General features: G+C 63.7%; 19 protein-coding genes. 16 read left to right on the forward strand and 3 right to left on the reverse strand.

Features of this window, described 5'->3' with window-relative positions:
* Positions 1–107: 107 nt before the first annotated feature.
* The 6 genes from DXH78_RS09990 to DXH78_RS10015 all read left to right on the forward strand — a co-directional run bounded on the left by DXH78_RS09990 (position 108) and on the right by DXH78_RS10015 (position 4,090).
* Complete coding sequence (locus DXH78_RS09990) at positions 108–578, forward strand: hypothetical protein (protein ID WP_115516890.1); 471 nt, start codon at positions 108–110, stop codon at positions 576–578.
* Positions 579–726: 148 nt separating this feature from the next.
* On the forward strand, positions 727–1,482 hold the full coding sequence (locus DXH78_RS09995) for a ribonuclease T2 family protein (protein ID WP_115516891.1): 756 nt from the start codon (positions 727–729) through the stop codon (positions 1,480–1,482).
* Between the two features lie 167 nt (positions 1,483–1,649).
* Positions 1,650–1,997, forward strand: coding sequence for a hypothetical protein (locus DXH78_RS10000; protein ID WP_115516892.1), 348 nt, complete (start codon positions 1,650–1,652; stop codon positions 1,995–1,997).
* Positions 1,998–2,028: 31 nt separating this feature from the next.
* Positions 2,029–2,895 (forward strand): 23S rRNA (adenine(2030)-N(6))-methyltransferase RlmJ, encoded by an 867-nt coding sequence (locus DXH78_RS10005; protein WP_115516893.1) that lies wholly within the window; start codon positions 2,029–2,031, stop codon positions 2,893–2,895.
* Positions 2,896–3,122: 227 nt separating this feature from the next.
* Positions 3,123–3,335, forward strand: coding sequence for a cold-shock protein (locus tag DXH78_RS10010; RefSeq protein ID WP_115516894.1), 213 nt, complete (start codon positions 3,123–3,125; stop codon positions 3,333–3,335).
* Positions 3,336–3,481: 146 nt separating this feature from the next.
* On the forward strand, positions 3,482–4,090 hold the full coding sequence (locus DXH78_RS10015; protein WP_115516895.1) for a glutathione S-transferase: 609 nt from the start codon (positions 3,482–3,484) through the stop codon (positions 4,088–4,090).
* Positions 4,091–4,172: 82 nt separating this feature from the next.
* On the opposite strand, the gene DXH78_RS10020 is transcribed toward DXH78_RS10015, so the two are convergent.
* The 3 genes from DXH78_RS10020 to DXH78_RS10030 all read right to left on the reverse strand — a co-directional run bounded on the left by DXH78_RS10020 (position 4,173) and on the right by DXH78_RS10030 (position 6,583).
* A complete protein-coding gene (locus DXH78_RS10020) occupies positions 4,173–4,772 on the reverse strand; it encodes an outer membrane protein (protein WP_168192763.1) in 600 nt (199 codons plus the stop codon).
* Between the two features lie 213 nt (positions 4,773–4,985).
* The gene (locus DXH78_RS10025) at positions 4,986–5,642 is read right to left on the reverse strand and encodes an outer membrane protein (protein WP_115516897.1); all 657 of its coding nucleotides are present in this window, start codon (positions 5,640–5,642) and stop codon (positions 4,986–4,988) included.
* Between the two features lie 323 nt (positions 5,643–5,965).
* Positions 5,966–6,583, reverse strand: coding sequence for an outer membrane protein (locus DXH78_RS10030; protein ID WP_115516898.1), 618 nt, complete (start codon positions 6,581–6,583; stop codon positions 5,966–5,968).
* Between the two features lie 259 nt (positions 6,584–6,842).
* Here DXH78_RS10030 and DXH78_RS10035 point away from each other — a divergent pair, with 259 nt between their 5' ends.
* The 10 genes from DXH78_RS10035 to DXH78_RS10080 all read left to right on the forward strand — a co-directional run bounded on the left by DXH78_RS10035 (position 6,843) and on the right by DXH78_RS10080 (position 16,302).
* Positions 6,843–7,589: an SDR family oxidoreductase gene (locus DXH78_RS10035; protein WP_115516899.1), complete on the forward strand. Its 747-nt coding sequence runs from the start codon at positions 6,843–6,845 to the stop codon at positions 7,587–7,589.
* A 39-nt stretch (positions 7,590–7,628) separates the two neighbouring features.
* The gene (gene uvrC / locus DXH78_RS10040; RefSeq protein WP_115516900.1) at positions 7,629–9,659 is read left to right on the forward strand and encodes an excinuclease ABC subunit UvrC; all 2,031 of its coding nucleotides are present in this window, start codon (positions 7,629–7,631) and stop codon (positions 9,657–9,659) included.
* A 37-nt stretch (positions 9,660–9,696) separates the two neighbouring features.
* Positions 9,697–10,587 carry a dioxygenase family protein gene (locus DXH78_RS10045; RefSeq protein WP_115516901.1) on the forward strand — a complete coding sequence of 297 codons (891 nt, stop codon included), beginning with the start codon at positions 9,697–9,699 and terminating at the stop codon, positions 10,585–10,587.
* A gap of 83 nt (positions 10,588–10,670) precedes the next feature.
* Positions 10,671–11,279: a CDP-diacylglycerol--glycerol-3-phosphate 3-phosphatidyltransferase gene (pgsA, locus tag DXH78_RS10050; protein ID WP_115517837.1), complete on the forward strand. Its 609-nt coding sequence runs from the start codon at positions 10,671–10,673 to the stop codon at positions 11,277–11,279.
* A gap of 89 nt (positions 11,280–11,368) precedes the next feature.
* The gene (moaD, locus tag DXH78_RS10055; protein ID WP_115517838.1) at positions 11,369–11,620 is read left to right on the forward strand and encodes a molybdopterin converting factor subunit 1; all 252 of its coding nucleotides are present in this window, start codon (positions 11,369–11,371) and stop codon (positions 11,618–11,620) included.
* Between the two features lie 63 nt (positions 11,621–11,683).
* Positions 11,684–12,178, forward strand: coding sequence for a molybdenum cofactor biosynthesis protein MoaE (locus DXH78_RS10060; protein ID WP_115516902.1), 495 nt, complete (start codon positions 11,684–11,686; stop codon positions 12,176–12,178).
* A 12-nt stretch (positions 12,179–12,190) separates the two neighbouring features.
* Positions 12,191–13,147 (forward strand): Vgb family protein, encoded by a 957-nt coding sequence (locus DXH78_RS10065; RefSeq protein WP_115516903.1) that lies wholly within the window; start codon positions 12,191–12,193, stop codon positions 13,145–13,147.
* Between the two features lie 10 nt (positions 13,148–13,157).
* The gene (locus DXH78_RS10070) at positions 13,158–13,955 is read left to right on the forward strand and encodes an N-acetylmuramoyl-L-alanine amidase-like domain-containing protein (RefSeq protein ID WP_115516904.1); all 798 of its coding nucleotides are present in this window, start codon (positions 13,158–13,160) and stop codon (positions 13,953–13,955) included.
* An 86-nt stretch (positions 13,956–14,041) separates the two neighbouring features.
* Positions 14,042–15,859 carry a glycoside hydrolase family 15 protein gene (locus DXH78_RS10075; RefSeq protein ID WP_115516905.1) on the forward strand — a complete coding sequence of 606 codons (1,818 nt, stop codon included), beginning with the start codon at positions 14,042–14,044 and terminating at the stop codon, positions 15,857–15,859.
* Between the two features lie 107 nt (positions 15,860–15,966).
* The gene (locus DXH78_RS10080; RefSeq protein ID WP_115516906.1) at positions 15,967–16,302 is read left to right on the forward strand and encodes an NIPSNAP family protein; all 336 of its coding nucleotides are present in this window, start codon (positions 15,967–15,969) and stop codon (positions 16,300–16,302) included.
* The last annotated feature ends 6 nt before the right edge of the window (positions 16,303–16,308 follow it).

Genomic DNA, 16,308 nt, shown 5'->3' on the forward strand with positions numbered 1-16,308 from the left:
GCTGCGCCCGTGGACGTGGCGCGCGATATCGGCGCGGTGTGGTTTTTGCGTCCTTCCGATGGGCTGGCCGCTGGGCTAGAATGACGCCGTCAGCGGGAGTTCGGTTCATGGTTCGCCAGATGTTTCGTATCGTCAGTTTGGCCTCGGTCGCCAGCGCGGTGGTCCTGATGGCTTGGGCCGCCCAGTCCGGTTCGGCCCGTGCGGCCGGCTGGATCGAAAAGGGCATCTATCTGTCCGGCCCGAACTATGACGGCGACCTGCCGTCTTGCGAGGCGGCGCTCGGCGAGATCACCAGCCGGTTCGAAAGCACGCAGGCGCGGTTCTGGAACTCGAATGTCCAAATTCTTGGCTACGAGAGGGTCCGCGAGGTTGCTTACAGCCCGTGGGCGAAGGGCACCGTGCCGCGCCGTTTCTGCTCGGCGGTGGCCGATGTCTCCACCGGCCGCAAGCACGTGGTGAATTACTACATCACCGAAGACGGCGGCATGATCGGCGCCACCTGGGGCGTGACCTATTGCGTCGTCGGTTTCGACAGCAACATGGTCTACAGCCCAGCCTGCAAGATGGCGCGGCCCTGAGCTGTTGCCCTTCCTGCCATTTCAATCTGAGCACCAGCCGACGTCGCCGGGATGCGCAGATTTGTTCTTGATATGTTCCTGTAATTGGTCTAAGTTCCGGGAAACCTTGTTTTAGGTCAATTCCGGCTTTGTTCTGTTGGGGGCGTTAATGGCGTGGTCGGATCCGGCCGGGAATGCGGTGTGGCGTCTTCCTGCCCTGCGATGGCTGGCCAAGTCTGCCCGCGCCGGTGCCGTGACCTGCTGCTTTGTTTTTCTGTTTGCCGTCGTGGCTTTTGCCCAGGACGCCCGGGCACAGCAGGACCGCCGGCAAAATGCGCCGGGCCGGTTCGATTTCTATGTGTTGTCGCTGTCGTGGTCGCCGTCTTACTGCGAGGCATCGGCAGAGCGTGGCGCCTCGCGCAATGCCGACGTTCAGTGCGGCGGCCGGCCTTTCGCCTTCGTCGTCCATGGCCTTTGGCCGCAATATGATCGGGGCTTTCCGGAATACTGCAAGGTGCCGGCACCGCGGCTCAACCGCGCCATCGTCGGTGCCATGCTCGATCTGATGCCGAGCCCGCGTCTTGTCTATCACGAGTGGGACAAGCACGGCACATGCTCGGGCCTGTCGTCGAACGCCTATTTCGAGAACGTGCGCAAAGCGCGCGCGGCGGTGAAGATCCCCGACATCTATCTCGATCACGACAAGCCCGTCATGGTGTCGCCGGGCGACGTGGCCGCGGCTTTCGTCCAGGCCAATCCGGGCCTGACACAGGAGCAGATCGCCGTCACCTGCGACAGCAAGCGCCTGAGCGAAGTGCGCATCTGCATGTCGAAGGATTTTGCCTTCCACACCTGTCCCGAAACGGCGCGCCGCTCGTGCCGGCGTGACAAGGTTGCCATGCCGGCGATCCGTGGTGGCCGATAACGCCTGTTTATTCGCGGCGATGACTCTGCGATCCCATTAAGCGCGCGCTAACGCTCGCATTGCACGCTCGCGGAAAACACCTGCGTTCGCGACACATCCGGCTTTACTCCGGTGCTCTGTTAGCGCGATCTTTCGCGCGTCTTGAAGCCTGTGTGCCGGAAATCGCCATGGACCGCGTGAAGGATTACATCCGTTTCGTCGTCTGGTTCGTCGGCCTCAGCTACGTCGCGTTGTGGCCGGCAGCCGGATCGGATTTGGCGCCGCTGTCGCCCGGCCTGCATCTGATCGGAATGCTGGCGGCCTTCTGGGTGTTGGCGCGGCTGTGCCTTCTGTTGTGCGGCCGTGTAGCGGGAAAGCTGCTGCCAAAGGCGGCATGGGCGTCCCTGTCGCCGCGGCGTCTGCGCGCGGCGCTGGGGCGTGTGTTGATGCGGCTGACCCTCCGCCGGATCGAGCCGCCGCCGCCGCATTATGTTCACCCCCGCCGCGAATTCGGACTGCGCGGCGAGCCGCGTTGAAGCGTTGATCGTTTTGTCCTAAGCGGCAGTCATGAACTATCGCCACGCCTTTCATGCCGGCAATTTCGCCGACGTGTTCAAGCACGTCGTGCTGTGCCGCATCCTTCATTACCTGTGCGAGAAGCCGGCGGCGTTCCGCGTCATCGACACCCATGCCGGCGCCGGTCTCTATGACCTGACAAGCAGCGAGGCGCGCCGCGGCGGCGAGTGGCCGGGGGGCATCGGCCGGCTGATGGCGGCGGCCGAAAGCGGCGATATTCCGGCCGACGCCGCCACGTTGCTTAAGCCCTATTTCGATGTCCTTGGCGCCCTCAACGAGCGCGGCCAGCTCAAGATCTACCCCGGTTCCCCTGCGGTGACGCGCGCCTTCCTGCGCCCGCAGGACAAGCTGATTGCTTGCGAGATCGAGCCGGATGCGGTCCGTGCCCTGGCGCGAAACCTGGACAATGACGGTCGTATCAAGTCGATCGCCATCGACGGCTGGACCGCGCTGTCGGCTTATGTGCCGCCGCCGGAGCGACGCGGTCTGGTGCTGGTCGATCCGCCGTTCGAGGAGGAGGCTGATTTCCATCGTCTGTCGCACCTGCTCGGTGTGGCGCATCGCAAATGGGCGACCGGCATCTACGCGCTCTGGTATCCGATTAAGGGCCGGGGCGAAGCGGACGAACTGGCCAAGCGCGTTCGCAAGCTGGGGATTTCCAAGGTGCTGCGCGCCGAGCACCTGGTATCGCCCGTTCGCGACCAGACCCGGCTCAACGGGTCGGGGTTTATTCTGGTGAACCCGCCCTGGACGCTGGAGCGCGAGCTCGAGGTCTTGCTACCGCTGCTGGCGCAAGTGCTTGCGCGTGAAACCAATAGTGGCGGCTACCGGCTCGATTGGCTGGCCGGAGAGAACTAATTTCTACCGCGCCGCGTCACGCTGCGACTTAAGCAGCACAAATGGCCCCTTTTCCCGCGCCCGCACTTGGTGTGTAGTCCGTGAACTGGCAATGGCGTTCTGCCTCTCGTGTGGGGGCCGGCGGAATCACTGAGGCCCTTGAAGAGGCCGATGCTTTCCCCGTTCTTTGGAAGCCGTGTCATTCGCCGTGCGTGGGGCCGGCGATTGCGTGGGGAGGATCGACTGAAATGGCGCAAACTGGCGTGGTGAAGTTTTTCAACACCGAACGGGGCTATGGCTTTATCAAACCGGACGACGGCGCACGCGATGTGTTTGTTCACATCACCGCCGTTGAGCAGGCCGGCCTGAAGACCTTGAACGAAGGACAGAAGATCTCGTTCGACGTCGAGCCCGACAAGAAGGGCAAAGGGCCGAAGGCCGTCAATCTGGTCGTTAGCTAACACCGTTTCACGACGCGCTTGCGACAGCGGCGCGTCCGTGTGCAAAAGCTTGGGGAGCGCGCGTCATCGGCGCGCGCCAACCCTGAGCTTTTGTCGTCACCGGCGCGGAAACCGACAAGCACCCGCGCGAGCCATGGAATTCGCCAATGATGATTTTGCGTCATAGCCCTGCATCGCCGTTCGTCCGCAAGGTGAAGATCGCCGCCGACGTGCTCGGCCTCGCCGACCAGATCAAGCTTGAGGATACCGATACTATTGCCCCGGAATCTGGCTTCCTTGACCAGAACGCGCTTGGCAAGATTCCGACGCTGATCCTCGAGGACGGCTCGACCTTGTTCGACTCGCGGGTGATCGTTGAATATCTCGATCACCTTGCCGGCGGCGGACGTATTTTACCGAAGGAGCCGAAAGCGCGCTTCGCCGCGCTGCGCCTGCAGGCCTTGTGCGACGGCATTCTCGAAGCCACGCTGCTCATTGTCTATGAAGGCCGCTTCCGGACTCCGGAGATGCGGTTTCAGGCCTGGCTCGATCGTCAGCAGAGCAAGACCGATCGGGCCCTGGCCGTGCTCGAAGCAGCGCCGCCGGCGCTGACCGAAACTCCGGACGTCGGACAGATCGCGCTTGCCTGTGCGCTCGGCTATCTCGACCTGCGTCTCGCCGGTGCCTGGCGCAAGAATCATCCGAAGCTGGTGACCTGGCTCGACCAGTTTGCTGCGCGCGTGCCGGCCTTCGCCAGGACCAAGGCACCAACCTGACGTGAAATCAGGCCCAACAAAAAAGCCCCGGCGCGAGGCGCCGGGGCTTTGAGTCTGCTCAGTCAGCCAGCCTTCTCTTGCCTCAGAAGCGATAGTTGAGGCCCGCGCGGATGATGTTGGTGTGATAGTTCGAGCCAACACCCGCGAGCGTCGGTCCATCGCCGAGATCGACATAGAGATATTCGAGCTTTGCGGTCAGCGGACCCGAAATTGCGGCTTCGACGCCGCCGCCCAGCGTCCAGCCAGTCTTGGTATCGCTGACCATACCGACGCCAGCAACCGCGTTGCTGATGTCGCCGAACGCCACGCCGCCCGTCACGTAAGGCATGATAGTGCCACTGGCGCCCATCGCGTAGCCAACGCGGCCGCGTACGGTACCGAGCCAGTTGTTGCGAACGGCGGCGCTGCTGTGGCTCAGCCAGTTCATGTCGCCTTCGAGACCGAACACCCACGGGCCGCTCTGCAGATTGTAGCCGAGCGTGCCGCCGACGATTCCGGTGTCGGAGCCCGAACCGAACGAGCCGCCGCCGCTGAGACCGACATAGGGGCCAGTCCAGTTATACAGTGCCGGCGCAACATAGGCCGGCGCCTTCGTCGGCATGGGCCGCTGCATGTCTGCAGCCTGCGCCGATACGGCGCCCAAAGCCAAGACACTCGCTGTGGCGAGAAGAATGTTTTTCATGACGCACCTCATCGCGCTTCGAATGGAACTCATTCGGACGGACGCGAGCGCGCCGTCCCCCGATGGCGAGAAAACGCGCAATGGGTTGTTGCGTTCCGCGATTCGTGTAGGCGAAGTGAGTTTGTAATGTGGAACTTTGGGGGCGTTGCATTCGGGCAACAAAAAACCCCGGACCGAAGTCCGGGGTTTTTCTTCGTTTCTTTGGTTTGACGCTTAGAAGCGGTAGTTCAGGCCGCCGCGCACGACATTGGTGCGGAAGTCGGTCGACGAACCGGCCGGCGCATTGGCGTCCTTGAGGTCGACGTAGAGATATTCGACCTTGGCCGTCCACGGGCCGGCGATCGCGGCTTCGACGCCGCCGCCGAGCGTCCAGCCTGCCTTGGTCGACGACGCCGAACCGAGACCGGTCGCCGAAGTCTTCACGTCGCCGACAGCGAGACCGCCGGTGATATAGGGCAGGTAACGATCGAAGGCGTAGCCGATGCGGCCGCGCGCGGTGCCGAGCCAGTTGTTCTTGGCTTCGCAGCTCACGCCGACGGCGCAGGTGGACGAGCCCTTAAGGTTGGTCCAGTCGATGTCGCCTTCCAGACCGTACACGATCTGACCGGCCTGATAGTTGAAGCCCAAGGTGCCGCCGACGAGGCCGCCCGAGGTGTTAAAGTTGCCGCCGGTCGACAGCGGGCCGGACACCGAGCTACGGCCCCAGCCGCCGCCGCCATTGATACCGGCATAGAAGCCCGACCAGTTGTAGATCGGGGCGACATAAGCCGGCGCCTTGGTCGGCATCGCCTGGCGGCGGGCCATATCCGCGGCATTGGCCGCGCCAATCGACACCGCGATAGCGGCAGCAGCAAGTACGAAACGCTTCATTTCCAACTCTCCGTCGTGTAGCCCCAAAACCTGACGGGACAGTATTCGTTTTCAAAAAAGCGTCTAGTGCAAATAAGCAACACAAGTCAGGAAGTTGTCGATCGTGTCAAGACACCGGGACGACGTTGATTTGCCGCGTTCTCGCCGCAATTTTGACCATTCGCGGTCATCAAATTCATAAATGAATACTTAATCAGAAAGTATTAGCTGAAAGTTTACCATAATTACTCCGCTGAATACGTGAGCGCAAAAGAAAAGCCCCGAACCTGGCGGTCCGGGGCTTTGAATTGTGCGGCCCGGCGAACGGGCTGCAGCGGCGTCGGTCAGAAGCGGTAGTTCACACCGACGCGGATCATGCTGGTTTCGAGACCGTTGCCGACACCCGTGATCGAATAGGTGCGGTTGCTCAGGTCGGCGTAGAGATATTCGATCTTGGCCGACCACTGCTGGGCGAGGCCGAATTCGACGCCGGTGCCCAAGGTCCAGCCGATATGGGTCTTGGTTTCCGACAGCGCGCCGCTTTCGCCCTTGAGGCCGCCATAGGCGATACCGCCGGTGAGGTAGATCAGGACGTTGTTCCAGGCCATGCCGGCGCGGCCGCGCAGGGTGCCGAACCACGGATTTGAGAACTTGTAGGGGGCAAATGTATCGTCGGCGCCCGAGATCTGCAGGTCGGTTTCGCCGCCGAACACGAACTGGCCGCTCTGCCAGTTGTAGCCGCCGGTCAGGCCGCCGAGGATGCCGCTCGGCTTGGTGTTGGTGCCCGGCACGTCACCCCACTGATAGCCGACGACGGCGCCGGCATACCAACCAGCCCAGTTGTAGTACGTGCCCTGGGCGGGCTGCGAGTAGTAGTTGTTGCGCGGCAGATCGGCGGCGGAAGCGGCAGTTGCCGCCGTAGCGGCCGCCAGAACGGTCATCGCCAGAATTTGCTTCTTCATTTTACTCTCCACCTACTCACGCACTCCGCATTCGCGGAAAGGTCTGACTGTTGTTGGCGCTTGGTTGCCAAACTTGGACAATTTTTCGTGGACGAGTTATCGCGCTTTGGCGGTTAAGCGGTTATTACCCGCTAACCCTGACACCCCGTTATCCCTAAAGAACGGTTGCGCTTTATGCTTTCTGCCGCGTTTACCATGTTGACTTGCCAACCTCTGTGCCGATGAGTTGAATGAAGTGGTGGCCATTTCAGAAACAGTAGTGCCGCGAGCGGCTCTTATTACCGGCGCGGCGCGGCGCATCGGTGCCGCTATCGCGATCGCTTTATCGCGCGCCGGTTACGCGGTGGTGCTGCACGCCAACCATTCGCGCGAAGAGGCCGAAGGTATTGCGGCGGAGATCGAGCGCGACGGCGGTCGCGCCGCGGTGGTCCTCGGCGATCTGGCCGATGCAGGTGCGGTAGCCGCTATCGTTCCGGCGGCAGCCGCCTTCGGCACGCTGACGTTGCTGGTCAACAATGCCAGCCTGTTCGATGAGGACGATATCGCCTCTATGACGCGCGAGGGCTTCGAGCGCACCCTGGCGGTCAATCTCACGGCGCCGTTGTTTCTCGCCCAGGCATTCGCCGCGCAGGCGCCGCGCAATGCCGGTTCGTCGATCGTCAACATCGTGGATCAGCGCGTGCTGCGGCCGACGCCGAAGTTCTTTTCCTACGCCTTGAGCAAGTCTGCGCTGCATGATGCGACGACGACGCTGGCGCAAGGTTTGGCGCCGCTGCGCGTCAATGCGGTGGCGCCGGGCCCAACCTTGCCCAGCCCGCGGCAGAACGGCGACCAATTCGCCGAGCAGGCGGCGCTGGTGCCGCTTGGCAAGGGACCATCCCCGCAGGATATCGCCGCGGCGGTGGTCTACCTCGCCAGCGCCCAAAGCGTGACCGGCATGACCATTGCGGTGGATGGCGGGCAGCATTTGTCCTGGCGGACGCCCGATGCGGACATCACAGAGTAGGGCAGTGGCCAAGATCGCCGCACGGCCTATATTCGCCCCATGAACGGCGCCCGTAAGGACATCGATCCGGCCAGCGAATTGCGCGAAGACGACGACGCGCCGACGCTGCCCGAGCTCGATCTCTCAGAACCAGACGCGGAAGCCGGCACGCTCGCGCACGGGCGCGCCGCGATCGCGCGCGCCGTCAAACATGCGCCGGCTGGGCCGGGCGTCTATCGCATGATCGATGCGAAGGGCGATGTGCTCTATGTCGGCAAAGCCAAGAGCATCAAGAAGCGCGTGGCCAACTACACGCGCCCGGTCGCTTACGACGCACGCATTGCACGGATGATCTCGGCGACGGTGTCGATGGAGTTCGTCTCCACCGCGACCGAAACCGAAGCGCTGCTGCTTGAGGCCAACCTGATCAAGCGCTTGCGGCCGCGCTTCAACGTGCTGCTGCGCGACGACAAGTCGTTTCCCTATATCCTCATCACCTCGGATCACTGGGCCCCGCAGATATTGAAGCATCGCGGTGCGCGTACGCGGCCGGGGCGCTATTACGGGCCGTTCGCCAATGCCGGCGCGGTGAACCGCACCATCAATGCTCTGCAGCGCGCCTTCCTGCTGCGCTCGTGCTCGGACTCTTTCTTCGAGTCGCGGTCGCGGCCGTGCCTGCTGTACCAGATCAAGCGCTGCTCCGGTCCGTGCACGCAGGAAGTCGACTTTGCCGGCTATCAGGAGCTGGTGCGCGAGGCCAATGCGTTTCTCGACGGCAAGAGCCGCAACGTGCAGAAGCAGCTTGCGGCCGAAATGGACCAGGCCTCGCACGCGCTCGATTTCGAGCGCGCGGCGATCTATCGCGATCGTCTGGCCGCATTGTCGGCAATCACGACGACGCAGGGCATCAACCCGCGCACCATCGAGGAAGCCGACGTCTTCGCCGTGCATCAGGAAGGCGGCTACACCTGCGTCGAGGTGTTCTTCTTCCGCACCGGCCAGAACTGGGGCAACCGCGCTTACTTCCCCAAAGCGGATCGCGCCTTAGGGGCGGGAGAGGTGCTGAGCGCGTTCCTGGCGCAGTTCTATGACGACAAGCCGCCGCCGCGACTGGTGATCGCCTCCGACGATTTCGAGGAGCGCGCACTGCTGGCCGATGCGCTGTCGGCCAAGAGCGAGCGCAAGATCGAAGTGGTTGTGCCGCAGCGCGGCGAGCGCAAGGAACTGGTGATGCATGCGCTGGCCAATGCGCGCGAGGCGCTCGGCCGCAAGCTCGCCGAGACGGCGTCGCAGCAGCGGTTGTTCAATGCGCTGGCCGAAGCGTTCGGCCTGCCGAAGCCGCCGCGGCGTATCGAAGTCTATGACAACAGCCACATCGCCGGCACCAATGCAGTGGGCGGCATGATCGTCGCGGGCCCGGAGGGCTTCCGCAAGAACCAGTACCGCAAGTTCAACATCAAGTCGGCTGAACTGACGCCCGGCGACGATTACGGCATGTTGCGCGAGGTGCTGCAGCGGCGGTTCAAACGATTGATCGACGAGAGCCCAAGGGCTTCGGTCGAGGTCGCGGCGGCTGCGGCGATGGCGGGCGGCCCGCCGATGGAGCCCACGGAAGAGCCCGGCGAGTCGCCTTGGCCCGATCTTCTTCTCATCGACGGCGGGCAGGGCCAGTTGCGTTCCGCGCAGGAGACGCTCGCCGAGATGGGCGTCACCGATGTGCCGCTGGTCGCCATCGCCAAAGGGCGCGATCGCGAGGCCGGCCGCGAGACTTTCTTCATGCCGGGCAAGAACCCGTTCAAGCTGCCGCCGCGCGATCCGGTGCTGTATTTCGTCGAGCGGCTGCGCGACGAGGCGCATCGCTTCGCCATCGGCTCGCATCGCACGCGGCGCAAGAAGGATATCCGTGAAGCCGGGCTGCAGGAGATCGAAGGGATCGGGCCCACCCGCAAGAGCGCGCTGCTGCGCCACTTCGGCACCCTGAAGGCCATCGAGCGCGCCAGCATTGCCGATCTCCAGCACGTCGCGGGCATCAATGCGGAGATGGCGCGCAAGATCTATGAGTTCTTCCACGACAAGGCGCCGTCGCCGTAGGTAAAAGAAGAACAAAGCGGGCAGGAAACGAAAAGCGATGATCATCAAGTCACAAGCCGACGTCACGCCCGCCGTTCTCGAGGCCTACAGCCGGATCGACGATCCGCGGCTGCGCGAGATCGTTGCGGCCCTGGTCAAGCATCTGCATGCCTTTGCGCGCGAGGTGCATCTCACCGAAGAGGAATTTCACAAGGGCGCGGCGATCGTCGCCCGCCTCGGGCAGTTGACCAATGCCTCGCACAACGAAGTGGTGCTGATGGGCGGGTCGCTCGGCTTCTCCGCGCTGGTCTGCCTCCTGAACAACGGCAATAACGGCCAGACCGAAACCACCGCCAACCTGCTGGGGCCGTTCTGGCGGCTGAACTCGCCGCGTACGGAAAACGGTGGCTCGATCGTCCGTTCGCCGACGCCGGGCCCGATGCTGTTCGTCAATTGCACCGTCAAGGACACCCAGGGCAATCCGGTCGCGGGCGCCGAAGTCGATGTCTGGCATTCCTCGCCTGAAGGGTTCTACGAGCAGCAGGATGACAGCCAGGCCGACATGAATCTGCGCGGCAAGTTCACGACCGATCGCCAGGGCCGGTTCTCCTTCCGCAGCGTCAAGCCGGCCGGCTATCCGATTCCGATCACCGGCCCGGTGGGCGACTTGCTCCGCCACGCCGGCCGCCACAATTACCGGCCGGCGCATCTGCACTTCCTGATCTTCAAGGAAGGCTTCAAAACCCACATTTCGCAAATTTATGTTCAGGACGACGACAAGCTGGACACCGATGTGCAGTTCGGCGTCACCCGGGCGCTGATCGGCAATTTCGTGGCCCATACCGGCCCGGCGCCGGCCCCGGACGTCTCCGGCGAATGGTTTTCGCTTGATCAGACTTTCGTTGTTGAGCCGGGCGTCGCCAAATTGCCCAAGGCGCCGATCGATTAGACGGGCGCCGGTACTATCTGCATGTGACTGGTGCCGCACAGGCGGTTGACCTGATGGCGGGCGCGGTGTTCCTTGTGCCCGGCATGAACCCCAATCGCATCCCCCGTCTGCCGGCGCACCCGATGTCGCTGCCGAACATCCTGACCTACGCCCGCATCGCGGCGGTGCCGGTCGTGGTCGGGCTGCTGTTCTGGCAGAGCATATTTGCCGGGGAACTGTGGCTGCGCTGGGTGGCGCTGGCGGTTTTCATCGCCGCCGCCGTGACCGATTTCTTCGACGGCTATCTGGCGCGGGCCTGGGGCCAGCAATCCTCGCTCGGCCGCATGCTCGATCCGATTGCCGACAAGCTCCTCGTCGCCGCCTGCCTGCTGATCCTGGCGGCGGGAACCACGATCCGCGGCTGGGCGCTGCTCGCCGCCGTCATTATATTGTGCCGTGAAGTGCTGGTATCCGGCTTGCGCGAGTATCTCGCGGAACTTCGCGTCGGCGTGCCGGTGACCACGCTGGCGAAGTGGAAGACGGTCGGCCAGCTCGTCGCCATCGGCTTTCTGATCGCGGGTGAAGCGGGCGAGAAGGTGCTGCCTTACACCGTCGAGATCGGCATTACGCTGCTGTGGCTCGCCGCGCTGCTGACGCTTTACACCGGTTGGGACTATTTGCGCGCCGGTCTGCGTCATATGATTGACGAGTAGCATCGTCCCGAAAAGCATGTCCCCGATGGGATCGGGGATGGAGACGGGTTTTCGGACCAGATGATGCGCGGGAAAAAATGAGCACATCGATCAAGATTCGTTATTTCGCCTGGGTGCGCGAACGCATCGGCAAGCCGGAGGAGGACGTCGTAGTCCCCGCCGGCATCGCCACGGTTGCCGAGTTGATGACGTGGCTCGCCGGGCGCGGCGAGGAATATGCCTATGCCTTCGACAACCCCAAGGTCATCCGCGCCGCCATCGACCGCAGCCATGTGAAGCCGCAGGCGGAGATTGCCGGCGCCCGTGAGATCGCCTTTTTCCCGCCGATGACGGGCGGCTGACAGCGCTCATTCCGGGCACCGTCGCGGAATGACGGCGGAGCAATTCTGCACTACATTGTCCCCATGGCGGCCATGATCGCGGTCAAAGTCCAGAGCGAGCCCTTCGACGCCTCGGCCGAGGCGGCGACGCTGTCGCGCGGCCGCACCGATGTTGGCGCGGTGGTGACCTTCACCGGCATTTGCCGCGGCTCGGAGAATGGCGAAGCGATTGCGGCGCTTACCCTCGAACATTATCCCGGCATGGCCGAAACCGAGATCGAAAGCCATGTCGCGGAGGCCGCGCAACGCTGGCCGCTCACCGGCGCCATCGTTATTCATCGTTTCGGCCGCATCGTGCCGGGCGAAGACATCATGATGGTAGCGACCGCATCGTCGCATCGCGCTGCAGCCTTCGAAGCCGCGGAATTCCTGATGGACTATCTCAAGACCCGTGCGCCGTTCTGGAAACAGGTCGAGAAGGCGAGCGGCAGCGCCATCGAGACAAGCTGGGTCGAGGCCAGAGCCGACGACGACAGCGCGGCGGCGCGCTGGGTGAAACCGCACCAGGCGGCGGAATAGCCGGAGAGCGACATGATCCACATTCGGGTGGCAGCGTTCGCGGTGATGGTGGCAATCGCGGCGGGTCCGGCAATGGCCGCGCAGATTTCCTACTTCGACGTCGTCAAGGGCGCGCATCCGCACGACGTTGCGCCGGCACCGGACGGCACGGTCTGGTACACGGCGCAGCATCAAGGCGCGCTCGGCGTGCTCGATCCGAAGACCGGCGCTGTAACGCAGGTGCCGCTCGGCAAGGATTCGGCGCCGCACGGCGTTATCGTTGGGCCGGACCATGCGGCCTGGATCACCGATGGCGGCCAGAATGCCATCGTTCGCTACGACGCGGCGAGCAAGACGGTAAAGGTGTTTCCGCTGCCCAAGGATCATGCCAACGCCAACCTCAACACCGCGACCTTTGACGGCAAGGGCATTCTCTGGTTCACGGGACAGAACGGCGTGCATGGCCGCGTCGATCCGGCGACCGGCAAGGTCGAGGCGTGGAAGTCGCCAAAGGGCGTTGGGCCTTACGGGATCACGACGACGCCGAACGGCGACGTCTGGTACGCCTCCCTCGCCGGCGACCACATCGCCAAGATCGATACCGTGTCGGGCGACGCGCTGATGATCCAGCCGCCGAAAGCGGGCGTCGGTCCGCGCCGCATCTGGTCGGACTCCAAGGGGCTGTTGTGGGTGAGCTTCTGGAATTCGGGCGAGGTCGGGCGTTACGATCCGCTGGCGCGAACCTGGCGCGTCTGGAAGCTGCCCGATGCCGACAATGGCTGCTATGCGGTGTTCGTCGACGACAAGGACAAGGTCTGGCTGTCCGACTGGAACGCCAATGCCATCGTGCGCTTCGATCCGGTGACGGAGAAGTTCGAGCGTTTTCCAAGCAACCGGCGCCGTGCTGACGTGCGGCAGATGCTCGGCCGCCCGGGCGAGATGTGGGGCGCCGAATCCGGCACCGATCGCCTTGTCGTGATCCGCGACTAGAAGGCAGGCGATGAACGTTGCGACCATCACACGGCGCAAGCTCCTGACGGCGATGGCCGGCGGCACCGTCGGCCTGATGAGTGCGCCGGCGCTGGCGCTGATGCCGCCGGTTTCCGACAAGCGCATCGCACGGCTGATCAGCGAAGCCTCGGCGCTGCCGGCGGTGTCGCAACGCGTTGATTTCATCTCGAAGGCGCTGATCGGATCGCCCTATCGCGGCCACACCTTGATCGGCGGCCCGCGCCGGGCCGAGCGTTTCGTGCTGCGCGACGACGCCTTCGACTGCGTCACGTTCTGCGAGACGGTGCTGGCGGCGGCGCTGGCGCGAGAGCCGGCGCAGTTCGAGATGCAACTGCGGCTTATCCGCTACAAGGATGGCGAGATCGCATGGCGCGCGCGCAACCACTATTTCTCCGACTGGTGCGCCAACAATGTCGCCAACGATGTGTGCAAGAAGCTGGTGCTGCCCGGCAGCGAGACCATCGACAAGCGGCTGACCTGGATGCGTGGCCTCGGCCCCCGGCAGGTGTCGATCACCGCTCTGCCGCGTCAGGCGCTGATCGACAACCGACGGCTGCTGTCGACCGGCGACATTGTCGGCTTCCTCTCGCAGCGGCCCGGGCTCGACTATTTCCACACCGGCTTCGTCGTCGTTACGGACGAAGGCGACCTGATGCTGCGCCATGCTGCCAAGAGCCGCGGCCGCGTGCTCGACCAGCCGCTGGCTCGTTTCCTCGCCGAAAACCGCGCCCAGGCGGTCACGCTGCTGCGCGTGAAGGAACCTGGAACCTCTCGGCCCGTTATATGAACGATACCGATTGCCGGTTGTCCGCGCTTCGGCGGTTTCCGGCGGGATTCCCCAATGCCGCCACGAAGATCGTTTCTTGAAGCCGCATGACGTTGCGCATTGAAGATTATGCATTGATCGGCGATCTGGGCAGCGCGGCCCTTGTCGGCCGCAATGGCTCGATCGACTGGCTGTGCTGGCCGCGGTTCGATTCCGATGCCTGCTTTGCGGCGCTGCTCGGCACGCCGGACAATGGTCGCTGGCTGATTGGCCCGAACGATCCCAACGCCAGGGTTACGAGGCGCTACCGGCCGAACACGCTGATCCTCGAGACCCGGTTTGAGACCGATACCGGCGTCGTGGTCCTGACCGATTTCATGCCGCCGCGTCACACGCATTCGCATTTGATGCGCATGATCACCTGCGAACACGGTCAGGTCGATCTGCATGGCGAACTGATCCTCCGCTTCGGCTATGGCCAGGCAGTGCCGTGGCTGACCCGCATCGACCGGCACACCGCGCGCGCCATCTCCGGTCCGGACATGGTGGTGCTGCGTTCGTCGGTGCCGTTCCACGACGAGGACTTCAAGACCATCGGCGATTTCACGATCAGGGACGGCGAGTGCTTCACCTTCAGCCTGACTTATGCGCCGTCGCACGACGAATTGCCTCACGCGCTCGACGTTGCCGCAAGCCTCGGCAGTACAGAGCGTTACTGGCATGAATGGGTGTCGCGCAACAGGATCGATGGCCCGTACAACGATGCTGTGGTGCGTTCCCTGATCACGCTCAAGGCGCTCACCTATGCACCGACGGGCGGCATGGTGGCGGCGCCGACGACGTCGCTGCCGGAATGGCTCGGCGGCGTGCGCAATTGGGACTACCGTTTCTGCTGGCTGCGCGACGCCACGCTGACGCTGCTGGCATTGATGAACGCCGGCTATTACGACGAGGCGCGCGCCTGGCGTGACTGGTTGTTGCGCGCGGCCGCCGGTGCGCCGAGCCAGATCCAGATCATGTACGGCATTCAGGGCGAGCGACGCCTGACGGAATGGAACGTGCCCTGGCTCGACGGCTACGAGAAGTCGCAGCCCGTCCGCATCGGTAACGCGGCCTATAACCAGCTTCAGCTCGATATCTTCGGCGAGGTGATGGATGCGTTGCATCAGGCCCGCGTCGGCGGCCTCGGCCATCAGGAAGCGGGCTGGGATCTCGAGCGCGCGCTGCTCGCGCATCTGGAAAACATCTGGTCTCTGCCGGATGAAGGCATCTGGGAAGTTCGCGGCGAACGCCAGCACTTTACTTACTCGAAGGTGATGGCCTGGGTCGCGTTCGATCGTGCCATCAAGAGTGCCGAGGCCCACGATCTTCCTGGGCCGCTCGAGCGCTGGCGCACGGTGCGTGACCGCATCCACGACGATGTCTGCGCCCACGGCTACGACGCCGGACTCAACAGCTTCACGCAGTATTATGGTTCGCGCGAGCTCGATGCGAGCCTGCTGCTGTTGCCGGAAGTCGGCTTTCTGCCACCGGAGGACCCGCGCATCCGCGGCACGGTCGAGGCGATCGAGCGGACGTTGATGCGCGACGGCTTGGTGCTGCGCTACGACACCACGAAAACCGACGACGGATTGCCGCCGGGCGAGGGCGTATTCCTGGCCTGCAGCTTCTGGCTCGCCGATGCCTATCTGATGCTTGGCCGTGTCGAAGACGCCGAGAAGCTGTTCGAGCGGCTGCTGTCGTTATGCAACGACCTCGGCCTGCTGGCCGAACAGTACGAGCCACGCTCGCAGCGTCTGGTCGGCAATTTCCCCCAGGCCTTCTCCCATCTGGCGCTGGTCAATACGGCGAGCAATCTGTCGCATTATCGCAAGCCGGCCGAACAGCGCTCCGACTGGACCGCCGGCGCCAAAGCCGCCGAATAAGGCCGCAGAAAAGGCGAGGCGCTCTGCGCTTCGGCCTATTGACCTGCCGCCGCTTGCTGCGGAAAGTGCGCGCCCACCACCGATAAGAATGACCAGGGAGGTCTCGCGTGCTGCTCGACGTTCGCACCTACAAGATCAAGCCGGGATGCATGGCTCCGCACCTCGCGCTTTATGAGCGCCTGGGTTATCCGGCGCAGGTTCGCTATCTCGGCGAGCCGCTGTGCTACGCCAATGCGGAAAGCGGCGAGATGAATTCCATCGTCCATATCTGGGTCTACGACAGCGCCGCCGACCGCGAGCAAAAGCGTGCGCGCATGATGCAGGACCAGGAGTGGAAGAACTACCTCGCCGAAAGCGCCAAGATGGGTTACGTGCTTGAACAGAAGACCAGTCTGATGACGCCGGTCTCCTTCGCGCCGCCGATTCCGCCGCGAAAGGTATAGGCCGGA

Source organism: Undibacter mobilis, from assembly GCF_003367195.1.
Taxonomy (GTDB): Bacteria; Pseudomonadota; Alphaproteobacteria; order Rhizobiales; family Xanthobacteraceae; genus Pseudolabrys; species Pseudolabrys mobilis.

What these genes read in the sequence shown, in the direction of transcription:
- DXH78_RS09990 (WP_115516890.1), top strand. Translation starts at nt 108, where the DNA reads ATGGTTCGCCAGATGTTTCGTATCGTCAGTTTGGCCTCGGTCGCCAGC.
- DXH78_RS09995 (WP_115516891.1), top strand. Translation starts at nt 727, where the DNA reads ATGGCGTGGTCGGATCCGGCCGGGAATGCGGTGTGGCGTCTTCCTGCC.
- DXH78_RS10000 (WP_115516892.1), top strand. Translation starts at nt 1,650, where the DNA reads ATGGACCGCGTGAAGGATTACATCCGTTTCGTCGTCTGGTTCGTCGGC.
- DXH78_RS10005 (WP_115516893.1), top strand. Translation starts at nt 2,029, where the DNA reads ATGAACTATCGCCACGCCTTTCATGCCGGCAATTTCGCCGACGTGTTC.
- DXH78_RS10010 (WP_115516894.1), top strand. Translation starts at nt 3,123, where the DNA reads ATGGCGCAAACTGGCGTGGTGAAGTTTTTCAACACCGAACGGGGCTAT.
- DXH78_RS10015 (WP_115516895.1), top strand. Translation starts at nt 3,482, where the DNA reads ATGATGATTTTGCGTCATAGCCCTGCATCGCCGTTCGTCCGCAAGGTG.
- DXH78_RS10020 (WP_168192763.1), bottom strand. Translation starts at nt 4,772, where the DNA reads ATGAAAAACATTCTTCTCGCCACAGCGAGTGTCTTGGCTTTGGGCGCC.
- DXH78_RS10025 (WP_115516897.1), bottom strand. Translation starts at nt 5,642, where the DNA reads ATGAAGCGTTTCGTACTTGCTGCTGCCGCTATCGCGGTGTCGATTGGC.
- DXH78_RS10030 (WP_115516898.1), bottom strand. Translation starts at nt 6,583, where the DNA reads ATGAAGAAGCAAATTCTGGCGATGACCGTTCTGGCGGCCGCTACGGCG.
- uvrC (WP_115516900.1), top strand. Translation starts at nt 7,629, where the DNA reads ATGAACGGCGCCCGTAAGGACATCGATCCGGCCAGCGAATTGCGCGAA.
- DXH78_RS10045 (WP_115516901.1), top strand. Translation starts at nt 9,697, where the DNA reads ATGATCATCAAGTCACAAGCCGACGTCACGCCCGCCGTTCTCGAGGCC.
- pgsA (WP_115517837.1), top strand. Translation starts at nt 10,671, where the DNA reads ATGAACCCCAATCGCATCCCCCGTCTGCCGGCGCACCCGATGTCGCTG.
- DXH78_RS10060 (WP_115516902.1), top strand. Translation starts at nt 11,684, where the DNA reads ATGGCGGCCATGATCGCGGTCAAAGTCCAGAGCGAGCCCTTCGACGCC.
- DXH78_RS10065 (WP_115516903.1), top strand. Translation starts at nt 12,191, where the DNA reads ATGATCCACATTCGGGTGGCAGCGTTCGCGGTGATGGTGGCAATCGCG.
- DXH78_RS10070 (WP_115516904.1), top strand. Translation starts at nt 13,158, where the DNA reads ATGAACGTTGCGACCATCACACGGCGCAAGCTCCTGACGGCGATGGCC.
- DXH78_RS10075 (WP_115516905.1), top strand. Translation starts at nt 14,042, where the DNA reads ATGACGTTGCGCATTGAAGATTATGCATTGATCGGCGATCTGGGCAGC.